At 72.0% G+C, this 14747-nt stretch carries 10 protein-coding genes; 1 reads left to right on the forward strand and 9 read right to left on the reverse strand.

Annotated features, from left to right (window positions below; translation table 11 throughout):
* Positions 1-16 precede the first annotated feature (16 nt).
* A complete protein-coding gene (locus GA0070214_RS04840) occupies positions 17-658 on the forward strand; it encodes a TetR/AcrR family transcriptional regulator (protein ID WP_091259369.1) in 642 nt (213 codons plus the stop codon).
* Between the two features lie 13 nt (positions 659-671).
* On the opposite strand, the gene GA0070214_RS04845 is transcribed toward GA0070214_RS04840, so the two are convergent.
* From GA0070214_RS04845 to GA0070214_RS04885, 9 genes are all read right to left on the reverse strand, one after another.
* Positions 672-1490, reverse strand: a complete 819-nt coding sequence (locus GA0070214_RS04845) for a BPL-N domain-containing protein (protein ID WP_244167544.1) — start codon at positions 1488-1490, stop codon at positions 672-674.
* A gap of 27 nt (positions 1491-1517) precedes the next feature.
* Entirely contained in the window at positions 1518-2897 is a 1380-nt protein-coding gene (locus GA0070214_RS04850) for a heparan-alpha-glucosaminide N-acetyltransferase domain-containing protein (RefSeq protein ID WP_091259371.1), read from the reverse strand.
* Positions 2894-3655: a BPL-N domain-containing protein gene (locus GA0070214_RS04855; RefSeq protein WP_244167545.1), complete on the reverse strand. Its 762-nt coding sequence runs from the start codon at positions 3653-3655 to the stop codon at positions 2894-2896. The genes GA0070214_RS04850 and GA0070214_RS04855 overlap by 4 nt, the downstream gene beginning before the upstream one ends.
* Complete coding sequence (locus tag GA0070214_RS04860; RefSeq protein ID WP_091259375.1) at positions 3652-4461, reverse strand: dimethylarginine dimethylaminohydrolase family protein; 810 nt, start codon at positions 4459-4461, stop codon at positions 3652-3654. The genes GA0070214_RS04855 and GA0070214_RS04860 overlap by 4 nt, the downstream gene beginning before the upstream one ends.
* An 86-nt stretch (positions 4462-4547) precedes the next feature.
* Positions 4548-8618, reverse strand: a complete 4071-nt coding sequence (locus GA0070214_RS04865; protein WP_244167546.1) for a Pls/PosA family non-ribosomal peptide synthetase — start codon at positions 8616-8618, stop codon at positions 4548-4550.
* Between the two features lie 655 nt (positions 8619-9273).
* On the reverse strand, positions 9274-10965 hold the full coding sequence (locus GA0070214_RS04870; RefSeq protein WP_091259377.1) for a family 43 glycosylhydrolase: 1692 nt from the start codon (positions 10963-10965) through the stop codon (positions 9274-9276).
* A 103-nt stretch (positions 10966-11068) separates the two neighbouring features.
* Positions 11069-12070, reverse strand: a complete 1002-nt coding sequence (locus GA0070214_RS04875) for a substrate-binding domain-containing protein (protein WP_189195881.1) — start codon at positions 12068-12070, stop codon at positions 11069-11071.
* Positions 12071-12094: 24 nt separating this feature from the next.
* Positions 12095-13159, reverse strand: a complete 1065-nt coding sequence (locus tag GA0070214_RS04880) for an ABC transporter permease (RefSeq protein ID WP_091259381.1) — start codon at positions 13157-13159, stop codon at positions 12095-12097.
* Complete coding sequence (locus GA0070214_RS04885) at positions 13156-14694, reverse strand: sugar ABC transporter ATP-binding protein (protein WP_091259383.1); 1539 nt, start codon at positions 14692-14694, stop codon at positions 13156-13158. Before GA0070214_RS04885 ends, GA0070214_RS04880 begins: the two co-directional genes overlap by 4 nt.
* Positions 14695-14747: the final 53 nt, after the last annotated feature.

Consider the following 14747-nt stretch of genomic DNA (forward strand, 5'->3'; position numbering starts at 1 on the left):
GGACTACAGTCCGGTTATGCCTCGCCACGTTAGCGGACCGCAGTCCGGTTACGCCACTCCCCCGGTGGAACTCGTCGAGTTGCGTACGACACCCCCGCGCGAACGGGCGGACGCCGCCCGCAACCGCGCCGCCGTGCTGGACGCCGCCGCGACCCTCTTCCGCGAGCACGGGGTCGAGGGCGTCTCCATGGAGACGGTCGCCGCCGCCGCGGGAGTGGGCAAGGGCACCCTGTTCCGGCGCTTCGGGGACAAGGCGGGGCTGGCCACCGCCCTGCTCGACACCCAGGAACGCGCACTGCAGGAGGCGATCCTGTTCGGCCCCGCGCCTCTCGGTCCCGGTCCGGCCGAGGCATCGCCGTCGGCACGGGAGCGACTGCACGCCTTCCTCGAGGCGTACCTGGACTATCTACTCGGCCACCTCGATCTGGTCCGGATCTCGGAGACCGCCGCGCCCGGCGCCCGGTACCGCATCGGGGCGTACCGGTTCTGGCACCGGCACGTGACCCTGCTCCTCGCCGGCCGCCCGGATCCGGTCGCGGACGCGCACGCCCTGCTCGCCACGCTCGCCGCCGAGCACGTACGGGCGGTCCTCGACGACATCGGGGCGGACCGGCTCCGCGCGGCGACACTCCGGCTGGCTGCCGCCCTGACCACCTGAGGCCCGCGCCGGGTCAGCCCTTGCCGGCGGCCCGGCCGTCGCCCTGCACCGTGCTCTTGACCAGGTCGTGGCCCAGATCGAAGCGGATGCCGTCCGGGTTGGTGAGCCCCGCGTCGGCGTACCACGACCGGTCGGCTTCGGGGTGTGGTCCCACGAGCCCCACGCGTCCGGTACCGAACGTGGTGACGACGGCGGCGGCCGCGCCGGTGTCGTAGGTGGCGAGAACGGTTCCCGGCGCCCCGGCTCGCAGTTGGAAGGTCGGCCCGTCCTGGAAGTACATGTGCCGGGCCTGGCCGCGCCAGCGGACCGGGACGACCGTGTCGTCGGTGCTGTCGACGCTCGCCCCGTCGGTGCTGATGTACTGGTCCACCTTCCCGTCGAACAGCCCGAACCCGGGCTCGTCGGCGGCCAGGTACGCACCCAGGCAGAAGCCGAGGTAGTGCCCGCCGTCGTCGACGAATTCGCGGATCAGGTCCTTGTAGCCCCGCAGCTTGCGCCAGGCCGGCCTGACCTCGCCGCCGCCGGGCTGCGCGTACAGCGCCGCCTCCGCCAACGCGTCCGACGAGACCTGCCGCCGCTCATCCGGGCCGCAGTACTCGGTGCGGAACCCCGCCGACGAGCTGCGGAGCAGGTCCGCCACCGCCTCCGCGCAGCCGGAGCAGGCGGCCGGACCCCGGTAGACGAGCGCCAGCGGCCCGTCCCCGGAGACCGCCGACACCCCGGCCCACCCCAGGGCGGCCAGGGCGCCGGCGGCACCGGCGCCGATCAGAAGACGCCGTCGACCGATCCTCGGCGGCACGCCGAGCGGCAGACCCGACCTGATCCGTCCCACGTGGCTCTCCTCCCCTCGGCCGCTGCGTCAGCCCGCCGCCGGCCGGTCGACCGGGTATCCGCCGGCGCCCGGTGCCTCCGGTGCGTACATCGACAGGCCCGCCCGGCCGCGCCTCCGTTGACTCGTCCGCCTGGCCAGCCGGCGAGCGGCGCGGGAAAGGCTCGTCACGAGCCCTTCCAGCGGACCACGGCCCGCGGTGGCCCACCACGCGGTGCCGATCAGCACGATGGCCAGGCCCTGCGCGAGGTATCCGGGCACGGGGGCGAAGGAGTCGAGGTCGGAGTTGATGAACATGATGTGTGCGGTGTAGAAGGTCAGGGTCATGGCGCCGGCTGCCGCGAGGGGCACCAGCAGCACGGATATCACCCGCCACGGGCCGGGCCGTACGACGCGACTCGCGAGCAGCATGACGGCGAGCAGCGCGATCGCGCTCCCGGTCGTGCCCAGCAGGTCGAGCGGCGTGCTGGTGTGCGGTGCGTCGACCGCGAGCCACCACCAGGTCGAGGTCGGCGTGCTGCCGTCCGCGCCGAAGGTGAGAAGCTCCGTTGTCTCCACCGCGTTCAACCCACTCTTCGGCTGGGTGGACCAGATCTGCCGCAGGCCCTCGTACCGGTCGAGCAGGAGCGACGACGCCACCGCGGCCCCGGCCGCGAACGCGACCCCGGTGCCGAGCAGCCCGACCACCACTCGCAGCCTGGTCAGGGTCAACCGCCCGATCACCAGGCCGGCACACAGGTACGCCAGCCACGCCACCGCCGGATACTCCCCCGTGAGCGACAGCTCGGTGAGCAGCGCGCCGGGGTCGTGGACGAGTTGCGCGAACGCGGCGTTGTCGTAGGTCGGTTCCGCCAGCTGCGGCAGCAGGATCTGCCGGAGAACGGGGGCGCCGGCGGCGACGACCAGCCCGGTGAACGCCACCAGCCAGGTCGGCAGGAACACCAACGGGATCGCCAGCACGAACATCACCGCGTAGTAGGGCAGGATCACCACCGCCAGCGACGGGTCGGCATAGCCCAGCGCCAAGCCGATCGCGCCGATGGCCAGGGCCCGGACGGCGAGCGCCGCCACCGTCCCCGAGCGGTCGGTCAGCCGGACGCGCCGTCGATCGGTCAGGAGCGCGATTCCGACCCCGGCCAGCACCGCGAACAGCGCGGCCGCCCGTCCCGCGAAGGTCGTGTACCACCAGGTCGGCCGTCCCGCGGCGTCGGCCTCGGGCAACGAGTGCACGGCGATCATGCCGAACAGCGCCACGCCCCGGGCGGCGTCCAGACCGAGCAGCCGGAATCGCCCGACCGGCGGGTCGGTCGTGGGGAGCGGACCGTCCGCGTCCCGGGCGACGGGGGCCGGTCGGTTCGCCTCGGCGGCGCGCTCGAGGTCCTGCCAACTGAGTTCCGCGGTCTGGGTCATGGCTTCATCACCGCGTCAACCAGGTCGCAGCCGAGATCCACGCCGAGCCGTTCCGTGGTACGCAGCCCGGCGTCGAGATACCAGTCGTCGGTGGCTTCGGGGTGCGGGCCGACGACACCGACCCGGCCGGCGCCGAAGGGAGCGACCAGTGCCGCGATCATGCCGTTCGGGTAGGAGGCGAGGATGTCGGCGTCCGCATCCGGGCGCAGCCAGAAGTACGGGCCGTCCTGGAAGAAGAGGGCCCGCCGCCGGCCCCGCCAGGAGACCTGGACGACGGTGTTCTTCTCCGTGTCGACGGTGGCCGCGCTGGAGCCGACGTACTGGTCGGTGTCACCGGGCAGCAGGGCGAAGCCGGGGGTGGACCCGGCGAGGTAGCCGCCGAGGCAGATCCCCAGGTACCTCCCGCCGTTGTGGACGAACTGGCGGATCTCGTCCCGGTGGCGCTTGAGGTGGCGGTAGCCGTGCTTGAGGGTGCCACCGCCCGGCTGGGCGTACAACGCCGCCCTGGCCAGTGTCTGCTGGCTGAGTGGCAGGTCCTCGTCCGGGCCGACGTAGCGGACGTCGAAGCCCCACCGGCTGGACTTCAGCAGCGCCGCCACCGCCTCCGGGCAGCCGGGCAGCGTCGCCGGCCCTCGATAGACCAGCGCCACGGGTGGTGGCGCGCCGTGCGGTAGGGGCGAGCGGACCGTCAGGCCCCGGCCGGTCAGTGCCCGCCCGCCGGCGGCGAACAGCCGCCCGAGAGCCCCCGAGGTACTCACGACGCCGCCGGCAACGGATTGTCCAGTGTCAGCGCTGTGCAGCGCACGCCGCCGCCACCCTTGGCCAGCTCGGTCGTGTCCAGCTCGACGACCCGCAGGCCACGCTCCCGCACCGCGGCCGCCAGCCGTGGCGCTCCCCTGGTCATGGTCACGGTGACGCCGTCGCTGATCAGATTGAGCGCGAACCGGGTCGCCTCCTCGACGCTGACCTCGATCAGGTCCATGCCGAGTCCGCCCAGCCGCCGGCGGCTCGGCTCGTCGAGGGCCTGCGGACAGTAGGCGAGCGTCCGCCCCGGCTCGACCACGGCGACCGCCAGGTCGAGGTCGTACCACCGGTGGCTCACCGTCTGCAGCGGCACCACCTCGTAGCCCAACGCCCGCCCCAGCACCGCGTGCATCCGCCGGTCCGTCCGCTGGCCGTAGCCGGCCAGCAGCAGGTCCCCACAGGCCAGCGCGTCGCCCTGGCCGCTGAACGGGTACGGCGCCTCCAGTACGTCGAAGTCGTTGTTGATCAGCCACTCCTGGAAGTACGGCAGCTCGGCCTTGCGCTCGGGCGGCGGCGCCCCCAGCACGGCCCGATCGCCCCGCACCAGTGCCGCGTTCGCGGTGAACACCATGTCCGGGCACTCCGGGGCCGAGGCCACGTACTCGATGCGGCGACCCGCCGCCCGGTGCGCCGCGACGATTGCCTCGTGCTCGCTCACCGCCGCCGCGTGATCGGGCTGCACCTCGGTGTGCATGTACGGGTTGATCTCGTAGTCGACCCGGAAGTGAGCGGCGTCGGAAACCAGTAGTGCCTTGTTCATCGAGCGGTTGTCCCTCTTGTGAAGTGGTGGATGGACGGAATCTGTCTGCTGCGGTGCGGTGGCAGCCGCAGCGGTACGGCGCGGCATCAGGCCGCCTGCCGTTCGAGCGGGTCGCGGGTGAGCACCCCTTGCGCGGGGATCCCCCGCCAGCGGGTCCCGCGCGTGAGATGTTCGCCCTTCATCAGGAGCGAGAGTGATTCCAGGCTGACGTCCTCGCCGACGACGGCGTCATAGAGGACGATGGCGCGGGTGCCGATGGTCGCGCCGGCGCCGACGGTGACGACGGACATCTTCATGACCCGGTCCTCGAACAGGTGCGTCTGAAGCGACACGTCGGTTCCCACCGTGGCGTCGTCACCGATCTCGACCAGGTCGAACTCCGTCAGGTAGGTCGTCCCGATCCAGGTGCGCCGGCCGACGCGGACGCCGAACCAGCGCAGCACCGGCGGCAGGAACGGCGTGCCGACCAGGAGTCCGACGCCGACGGGGACCGCGGCGGCCTCGTAGAGGCCCGTGACGAACTCCGAGCGCCGGACGAAGTCGCTCCAGAGGGGCTCCACCCGGGGCCGGTACGTGCCGACGACGTTGCGCTTGGTCGCCGCGCAGAACAGGATCACCGCCACGCTCGACGCCATCGCGACGAACGGCGACACCAGCGCCGGCACGAGCAGGTCCCGGCCGTTGGCGAGCCAGGACAGCGCCAGGAGGTAGAGGTAGAAGCTGGCGCCGAGCACCGACGCGGGCAGGGTGGCGCGGAAGAACTCGACGAACAGCCGGCGGGCCACCATCGCCCGGGTCGGACGGAAGGTCAGCTCCTCCGAGAAGGAGCCGCTGCTCTGGCGCACCGGAAGGTGCATGGCCGGTGAGCCCAACCAGGAGGTGCCCTCGGGGACACCGTTGTCGGGCGGCAGCGTGCTGACCCCGAGCAGGGAACCGTCGCCCAGCACCGTGCCGGCCGGCACGAACGCGGCGTTGCCGACGAAGGCCCGGCTGCCGACCGTGGTGGGCAGGAATGCCACGCGACCGTTGGCGAACGTCGCGGCGCCGAGGCTCGCCATGTCCGCGACGAAGCTCTCCGAACCCAGCGTGAGCAGGTCCGGATCCAGGTGGGCGGCGGTGGAGACCTCCGCGCCCCGGCCCACCTTGGCGCCGAGCAGCCGCAACCAGGGCCCGGTGTAGAGGGTCGCGTAGAGCGAGTTCGTGAACATCAGGCTGAACTCGAGCAGCTTGTCCGCGATCCACTTGCGCACGCCGAGCATCGAGTGCACCCGGTGGTGGACGCCGACCGGCACCCGCGGCAGCACGAGGCGCTTGCCGACGGCGACCACCGCGCAGACGGTGAGCACGTAGACGATGCCAGCCGGGATGGTCGCGACCAGGCCGGCGAGCAGGCCTCGGGTCAGCAGCACCCACCAGACCAGCGCCACGCTGGGCAGGACCATCGCGATCGCGCCGAGTTCCAGGCTGATCAGCCCGGCCAGGGCGGCCGCGATGTGGTGCGGGCGCCAGCCGTTGCGCAGCCGCCGGTAGCTGAACATGGCCTCGACGGTGGGAGCGAGCCGGGCGGTCGGAGCCGGCGGCGAACCGGCCCAGCGCTGCCGGGGTGGCACCGCCTCGCCGTGGACGAGGACGGACTGCTCGCCGACGCCGGCGTACGCCCCGACCGACGCGCCCGGCTCGAGGACCGCGTTCGCGCCGACGAAGGCGCCCGAGCCGATGGTGATCGGACCGACGACGACCCAGCCGTCCTCCGCCCGCCACGGACGCAGCGAGACGCCGTACCCCACGGAGGCGTCGCGCCCGATGGAGATCATGCTGGGCAGGCTGATCGCGCTGGTCGCGATGATGCTCCGGCGGCCGACGCGGGCACCGAGGAGCCGCAGGTAGGTGGCGATCAGCGGAGAACCGCTGAGCACGGGCAGCGGTCCGATCGCGAGCAGCGCGTTCAGCGCCCAGAGCCGGACGTAGGTCGGCCCCCACAGGCGGTACCGGCCGGGTCGGATACCCGCGGCCAGCGGCCGGGCCAGCAGCACCGGCAGCACCCAGCGCACGCCGAGGTAGCTGAGCAGGATCGCGACCATGAGTTCCATGAGGACGCGGGCGGACACGAAACCGTCGTTCCGGGTGTAGACGAAGGAGACGGGCAGCGTGACGGCCAGCAGCAGCAGGTAGATCACCGCTCCCTGGCCCGCCCCGGCCAGCGCGATCCGGCGGCTGCTGTGCCGCAGCGGGGTGGGACGGGGCGGGGCGGTCGGCCCGCCGATCCGGTCGGCGGCGCCGAGGTGCGTGGCCATTCCCCGTACGGTCGGGTGGGCGTAGAGGTCCCGGACCGCCGGGTGCACGCCGACCTCGCGGGCGCGCAGCAGTGACACGACGCGTGCGGCGAGCAGTGAGTGTCCGCCGAGGTCGGTGAAGAAGTCCGCCTCGACCGACAGCGTCTCGGGCTCGATGCCGAACGCCTCCGCCCAGGCCGCCCGTACCTGCTCCTCCAGCTCGCCCTCGGCGGCCACGAGCGGGCCGGTCGCCCGGGTGAGCCGGCGGCTCGGCGCGGGCAGCCGTTTCCGGTCGACCTTGCCGCTGGGCATGGTCGGCAGCGCGGCGACGACGTCCAGGAAGGAGGGCACCATGTAGGCCGGCAGCCGGGTCTGCAGAATCTCGCACAGCCGGCTGATCAGTTCCTCCGAGCCCTGGTCGTCGCTGTCGTGCAGCACGAGGTAGGCGGCCAGCTCGCGGGGGGCGTCCGGACCGTCGGTGACGGGAACGAGCGCCGCCACGGCCTCGGCCACACCCGCGTCCTCCAGCAGCACACTCTCGATCTCACCGAGATCCACCCGGTGACCGCGGATCTTGACCTCGGAATCCGCCCGGCCGAGATACTCGATCTCCCCGTCCTCGTTGACCCGGCCCAGATCCCCGGTGCGGTAGAGCCGGCTGCCCGGCGGCGCCAACGGGTGCTCGATGAAGCGGTCCGCGGTCAGGTCCGGTCGCCCGACGTACCCTCGCGCCACCCCCGGACCGCCGATGCAGATCTCACCGACCTCGCCGTCGGGGACCGGCTGGCGCTGCTCGTCCAGCAACACCGCGGAGTAGGTCGGCAACGGCCGCCCGATGGTGACCGGCCGCCCGGGCAACAGCTCCCCGTAGATGGCGGTGACGGTGGCCTCGGTCGGCCCGTAGGTGTTCAGAATCCGCCGACCCGGCCGGCTCCACCGCTCGACCAGCTGACCCGGGCACGCCTCACCACCGACCAGCAGGTTCCGGATCCGCGGCAGGTCGCGGGGAATCGTGGCCAGCAGGGTGGGCACGCAGTAGAAGACCGTGATGCCCGTCTCGTCCAGGAAGTCGGCCAGCTCCGCCCCGAGCCGCCGGGAGTCCGTCGGGCCGGCCACCAACGTCGCACCGACCGACCAGGTTGGCCAGATCTCCTCGATCGCGAAGTCGAACGCGATCGTCATTCCCTGGTAGACGCGATCATCCGGACGCACGTCGTACGCGCCCGGCACCACGTCCAGGAAGTTGCAGATGCTCGACTGCGCGACCTCGACACCCTTGGGCCGGCCGCTGGATCCCGACGTGTAGATCACGTAGGCGCTCGGGTCCCGGACACCGTCGCCGTCGAGATCCGGCCGGTCGGGGGGCGCCGCGGCGAGTTCGGCTACGCACTCGTCGACGACGACAGCCCGCCGGTCACCCACCCGGTCGGCCAGTGCCGAGGAGGTCAACACCAGGTCGACCGCGGAATCCTCGGCGATGTACGCCACCCGGTCGGCCGGCGACTCGGGGTCGATCGGCACGAAGGCCGCTCCCGCCTTCCCCACGCCCAGCAACGCCACGTACGTCTCGACCGAGCGCTCCAGCAGGATGGCCACCCGGGCGCCACCCGCGACGCCGAGGGCGCGCAGGTGCTGGGCCAGCCGGTTGGCCCGCTCGTCCAGCTCCCGGTAGGTCAGCCGCTCGCTGCCGCACTCCAGTGCGACGGCCGACGGATTCCGGTCACACGCGGATTCGAACACGTGATGCAGGCGCCGCGTCCTGGTCACGCCGCCCTCGTCGCCCGGCCCCGCCGGATCGACGACCGGTGGGCCGACGACGACGCTTGTTGTCGCATCCACCTGCCGGGGCGACGCGGACGCACCGATGTGCTCGACCTGCTTCACGGAAACGCGAACCTCCTGCGCGGACCATGCGGAACCCACCTGTTGGCAGGCAGCGACCACCGGGCGGTAGCTGGCCGGTCAACCAGGACGTGGCACCGAGAAGCCGCCGGAAAACGCCCATGCGGGAACGCGCGCAGACGGGATATCTGCAGCATTACCCGCAATGCCCAATGAAGCTAGCAAAGCTCCCTATTGGTCACGTACCGGACTCCGAATCTCCGACTTTCGGTTGATTCGTGAGCCAGCCTGTCGGCGCCGTTCATGTCTGGCGGCGCCGGAGGTGCTGGAACCGGCAGTCACGTGTCCGGAGCCGGATCCCGCGCCGCCGCACGGGTTTGGCCGGCGCCTACCGCACGGAGCGGGCGGAGATCCTCTACATGCGACATCGACGGACTTCGGTCGATCTCGGCGGGCGGAGGTGAGGGCCGGCCGAGTGGGCGGAGGTGCGCGCCAATAGCGGACACTCATCGCAAGACGAGGACAAAACGGTCATGAAGGCACGAAAATCCGCGCCGTAAGCAATTTCGCTGATGCACAGGACAGCGGGCAGCGTCAATGTGTGCGGCTGCATATTCCCTGGTGAGACAGGCGCGGACCACGACCGGCTCCCGCGGTCCGGCCACCTGCTGCCGTGGCCGGACCGCGGTGCCGGAGGCTACGCCGCTCCGTTGAGCAAGGCCGCCAGGGCCTCGGCGAACCCGGTGTCGGCCGGCGACCCGCTCACGCCGATGCGCCAGGTCCCGCCCGGCAGGTCACCCATCGGCAGCGCCCGCCCACCCGGCTGCCACAGGGGCTGCCAGGCGATCGAGCCGCTCGGCCGGTTGAACCACCGGTTGTCCTCGCTCCAGGCCGACCCGTCCCGGTACGCGACCGCCAGCGTGGTCGTGTCGTCCGTCGCGAGCGTCCACCGGGTGAAGCCCGCCGCGTCCCCGTCGCGATCGGCGCCGGCCGGGTCCGCGAGCCGGGGCAGGGAGGAGTCGAGGTTCCAGGCGGCCTCCCAGACCGGCGCGCTGGTCGAGCCGGTCACGTGCCAGGCGAGGTCGACGTCCACCGTGGTCGGCGCGAACCGGAAGCGCCAGTCGACGGTCACCGGCTCGTCGCCGAGCGGGATGCCGGCCAGGAGCACGTCCGCGCCGTCGGGCGACACCGTCACGTTCCGGGCGGCGCCCGCCGTGTCCGTGGGCCCGAAGGTGCCGACCGCGAGGTAGGGCGCCGTGGATCGGAACGACGAGTCCGTCACGGGCCGGTACGCGCCCTGTCCGGTCGGGTCGGCCTCGTAGGAGACCAGCCGGGACTCGGGCGCCGTCTGCACGACGGCCCGGTAGTGGGGCGTGCTGACGACCCTCCCCTTCGTCACCACCGGCGTGCGCCAGTTCAGCGGCGCGAGCCAGAGCCCGCCCTGACCCCAGCCGGCGCCCGTGACGTACCACTGGCCGGTGCCGGAGTCGTCCTTGACCACCTCGGCGGCGTGCGCCTCGATCCGGCCGGCGAGCTGGTCGACGGTGAAGTGGAACGGGTCCTCGCTCCGGTACACACGGGTGTCCTGGTAGCCGCTCTCACAGCAGACGAAGAGATACCACGAGCCGCCGCGGTGCACCACGAACGGTGACTCGGTCGGCCCGCCGAAGGTGCCGGTGGCCGGGTGCTCGAAGGCCGTCCGCCGGTCGCTCCAGTGCACGAGGTCCGGGCTGGTGCGGTAGGCGACGATGTGGTGGCCACCGGCCGGGGTGCTGTTGGCGGTGTAGTACATGACCCACCGGTTGCCGACCCGGGTCACCATCGGGTCCCGACCGTCGAAGCCGTCGGTGAAGAGCGGGTTGCCCGGGTGCCGCGTCCAGGTCGTCAGGTCCGTGGACGTGGCGAGGTGCATCCGGTACGCCTCGTGGTCGGCGGTGCCCCCCGCGTAGAACATGTAGTAGGTGCCGCCGTGGAACAGCACGTACGGCGCCCAGATGTGCGTCTCCCCCGCGCCCGGGTCGGCCGCCAGGGCGAACGGCTGCTTCGTCCAGGGGCCCCGGGGTGACGGCGCCGTGGCGTGCCCGAAGAACTTCTCGTCCAGCGGGTCGGCCGGCTCGGCGTGGGTGATCGCGAAGACGTGCCACAGGCCCGTCGCGCGGTCACGCACCATGGTGTGGTCGTTGTAGTACCAGCGCTCGTCCTCGCCGACGCTGGGGTCGTACACGTTCACGAACTCGCCGGCGGTGACCTGGACGGACCGGTTCTCGTACGGCTGGTTCGTCAACCCGGCGGTGTCGGCGGCCCGGGCCGGCGCCGGGGCCACGATCAGTCCCAGGGCGAGGGCGAGCAGCGCGGACAGCCGACCGACGCGGGACGGTGGGCGGGGCATGCGTACCTCCAGAGCTCTACGGGTGGCGAGGTGGTGAGCCGGACGGGCGCGCGACCGGCGCCGGTCCGCCGCCCGTCTCCGGCGGCGGACCAGCGCCTGGGCCCTACTGCTTGCCGCCGAGCGTGGTGTAGACCTCCGCGGCGTTCTCCTTGGTGATCTGCTGGGTGCCGAGGGTGGTCGTCTTCGGGACGTCCTTGGCGCAGTCGACGAGGATCTTCTTGGCCAGGTCGATCGCCTCACGCCCGCCGGTCGGGTACTGGAACGTCGCCTGGAGGCGGCCCTGCTCGACGGCCTTGATGCCGCCCGAGGGGACCGGCAGCGCGTCGATCCCGGTGAACTTGATCGCCGTCTCCTTGCCGGCCGCCTTCGCCGCCAGGTAGGCGCCCTCCGCCATCGGGTCGTTGTGCGAGTAGACCGCGTCGATGTCCGGGTTGGCCTTGAGCATCGCGTCCATGACGCTCTGCCCCTTCTCCCGCAGCCACTCGGCGGTCTGGCTCGCCACGATCTCGATCTTCGGGTTGCTCGCGATGCCCTCCCGGAAGCCCTGGGCACGCTCGGCGGCCGGGGTCGAGCCGGGCAGGCCGGAGATCTCCACGACCTTGCCACCCTGCGGCAGCAGCGTCTTCGCGTAGTACTCCCCCGCCGCCTTTCCGATCGCGACGTTGTCGCCACCGATGAAGGCCGTGTAGGCGTCACCCTCGACCTTGCGGTCCAGCACGATGACCGGGATCCCCTGGTCGTACGCCTTCTTGACCACCGCGGTCAGCGGCTTCGCCTCGTTCGGCGAGATGATCAGCAGGTTGATGCCCTGGGAGAGGAAGTTCTCCACGTCGGCCACCTGCTTGCTGTTGTCCTGGGCCGCGTCCGAGACGACCACCTTGAAGCCGGGCACGGACTTCGCGGCGTTGGTCACGTCGTCGTTCATGACCTGCCGGTACGGCTCGGCGTTGTTGGCCTGGGACATGCCGATCAGGAAGTCCTTGCCGCTGCCGCACTTCGCCGAGGCGTCGGAGCTGCTGCCGGGATCGTCCTCGACGCTGCAGGCCGAGGTGGCGACGAGCGCGGCCAGCGCCAGGATCGTGGCGGCTCTTCGGGCGTAACGCATGGTTTCCTCCATGGGGTGGTGGGGTCAGGCGATGCGAGGACGGAGCTTCTGCAGTGCGGCGGCAGCCACGATGACCAGGCCCTTGACGACCAGCTGCACGTTCGCGTCGATGTTGTTGAGCGCGAGGATGTTGTTGAGGATCCCGAGCAGCAGGGCACCGGCGATGGTGCCGCCCATCGATCCACTGCCACCGGCGAGGCTCGTCCCGCCGATGACCACGGCCGCGATGGCGTCCAGCTCGTAGCCGGCGCCGTCGTTCGGGCTGCCCTGGTTGAGCTGCCCGGCGTGGATGATCCCGGCCAGCGCGGCGAGCAGGCCGGCGATCGCGAACACGGTGACGCGGACGCGGCGGACCGGCACCCCGGACAGCCGGGCGGCCTTCTCGTTGCCGCCGATGGCGTACACGTGCCGGGCGAAGGCCGTGCTGCGCAGCACCAGCAGCGCGCCGACGCCGATGGCGAGGAACAGCAGCGCCGGCACCGGGAGGATCCCGTTGATCGATCCGCTCAGCACCGAGAACGACTCCGGTGCCTCCTGCGGCCCGTCGCCGTAGGCGATGGGGATGCCCAGACCGCCGGACCACATCCGGGCGATGCCGCGGGCCGCCTGGAGGCCGGCGAGGGTGACGATGAACGACTGGATGCCGAGCCGGGCGACGATCGCACCCTGGGTGGCGCCGAAGGCGGCGCCGATGAACAGCACGATCAGGACCGTCGGCAGCACGCCCATGCCGCTGTCGACCATCAGGGTGGCCGACCCGACCGCGGCGAGCCCGAGCACCGCCCCGACGGAGAGGTCGATCCCGCCGATGAGGATCACGAACGTCATTCCGACCGCGATGATGCCGATCTCCGAGACCGCCCGGACGATGTTGGCCAGGTTCCCGGAACTGAGGAAGACGTTCTCGCCGTTGCGGACGGGTGACACGGCGATCGCGATGACGAAGACAGCGACAAGGCCGAACAGGCTCTGGAACCGGAAGAAGCTGTCGACGATCGCGTGCCGGTCCCGCGGCAGCCGGATCGGCCGGCGACGGGGCGGTGTCTCGGGCGGCGCTTCGGCGACGACGGTGGGGCTGGGCGGGTTCATCGGGCCTCCTTGGCATCGTCCCCGTTGGCCGCGGCGAGGATTGCTTGTTGGGTGGCGGACGCGCGGGGAAGCGCGGCCACGGTGCGACCGCGGTGCAGGACGACCACCCGGTCACAGAGGCTGAGCAGCTCCGGCAGTTCGGACGAGGCGAGCAGGATCGCTATGCCGTTGTCGGCGAGCTGGTGCAGCAGCCGGTAGATCTCGGCCTTGGCCCCGATGTCGACGCCTCTGGTCGGCTCGTCGAGCAGCAGCAGCCGCGGTCGCGTCAGCAGTTGCTTGGCGAACACGACCTTCTGCTGGTTGCCGCCGGAGAGCGTGGCCGTGGCGACCGCGGGCGAGGCCGCCTTCACCGCCAGGGCCCGGAGCTCTCCGGCCACCGTCCGCCTCACCGCCTGCCGGCGTACCAGGCCGAGGGTCGTCATGGACGACAACGCGGAGAGCACGACGTTGTCGGTCACCGAGTGTTCGAGCATCAGCCCGGCGCCACGCCGGTCCTCGGGGACGAACGCCACCCCGCGCGCCAGGGCCGTCCGTGGGCCGTGCGGGCGGTACGGGCGGCCGTCGATCGTCACCTGGCCGGCGCGGCGGCCGGAGCCCCCGGCACCGAAGAGGGTCTCGAGCAGTTCGGTACGGCCCGCGCCCATCAGCCCGGCGAGACCGACGATCTCGCCGGCGCGCACCGAGAGGTCGACACCGGCCGGCTCGGTGCGCCCCGGTGTCGGCCGGCGGGGCGTCACGGCGAGCCCACGGACGTCGAGCAGCACGTCCCCGGGCTCGTTGCGCCCCTCTCCGAAGAGCGCGTCGACCGACCGGCCGACCATCAGCTGGATGATGTCGTCGCGGGAGGCGGTCTTCGGGTCGACGCTGCCCGCGACGCCGCCGTTGCGCAGCACGGTGACCCGGTCGGCGACGACCTCGATCTCCGCCATCCGGTGCGAGATGTAGACGATGCCGACGCCCGCCCGGCGCAGCTCCGCGATCGTCGCGAAGAGGCGTTCGACCTCGGCGTCCGCCAGTGCGGCGGTCGGCTCATCCATGATCAGCACCCGCGCGTCCAGCGACAGCGCCCGGCCGATCTCGACCAGTTGCTGCTCGCCGACGCGCAGCGACCCGACGAGCCGCCGTGGGTCGAGGTCGGCGCCGAGCGTACGCAGGTGGTCCGTGGCCTGCCGGCGCATCCGGCGGATGTCGACGGTGCCCACCCGGGTGCGCGGCTCGCGCCCGAGGAACATGTTCTCCGCGATGGAGAGCCCGGCCACCAGGTCGAGCTCCTGGTGGATCGTGGCGATGCCGGCGCGTTGCGCGCCGGCCGGGCCGCCGAAGCTCACGGGTCGCCCCGAGACCTCGATGGCGCCGTCGTACTCGGTGATCACGCCGGAGAGAATGTTGATCAGCGTTGACTTGCCGGCGCCGTTCTCGCCGAGCAGCGCGTGCACCTCACCCGCTCGGACGGTGAGGTCGATGTCGCGGCAGGCGTGCACACCGCCGAACCGCTTGCCGATGCCGGTCATCCGGACCAGCGGGCTGTCTGTCATGCGGCACCTCGTGGTCGTCGCGGGTCTGCTGCGGGTCGGGCCGGAGCCGCCGG

Origin of the sequence: Micromonospora chaiyaphumensis (assembly GCF_900091435.1) — a bacterium.
GTDB classification, from domain to species: domain Bacteria; phylum Actinomycetota; class Actinomycetes; order Mycobacteriales; family Micromonosporaceae; genus Micromonospora; species Micromonospora chaiyaphumensis.

What these genes read in the sequence shown, in the direction of transcription:
- GA0070214_RS04875 (WP_189195881.1), bottom strand. Translation starts at nt 12,070, where the DNA reads ATGCGTTACGCCCGAAGAGCCGCCACGATCCTGGCGCTGGCCGCGCTC.
- GA0070214_RS04860 (WP_091259375.1), bottom strand. Translation starts at nt 4,461, where the DNA reads ATGAACAAGGCACTACTGGTTTCCGACGCCGCTCACTTCCGGGTCGAC.
- GA0070214_RS04840 (WP_091259369.1), top strand. Translation starts at nt 17, where the DNA reads ATGCCTCGCCACGTTAGCGGACCGCAGTCCGGTTACGCCACTCCCCCG.
- GA0070214_RS04885 (WP_091259383.1), bottom strand. Translation starts at nt 14,694, where the DNA reads ATGACAGACAGCCCGCTGGTCCGGATGACCGGCATCGGCAAGCGGTTC.
- GA0070214_RS04870 (WP_091259377.1), bottom strand. Translation starts at nt 10,965, where the DNA reads ATGCCCCGCCCACCGTCCCGCGTCGGTCGGCTGTCCGCGCTGCTCGCC.
- GA0070214_RS04850 (WP_091259371.1), bottom strand. Translation starts at nt 2,897, where the DNA reads ATGACCCAGACCGCGGAACTCAGTTGGCAGGACCTCGAGCGCGCCGCC.
- GA0070214_RS04880 (WP_091259381.1), bottom strand. Translation starts at nt 13,159, where the DNA reads ATGAACCCGCCCAGCCCCACCGTCGTCGCCGAAGCGCCGCCCGAGACA.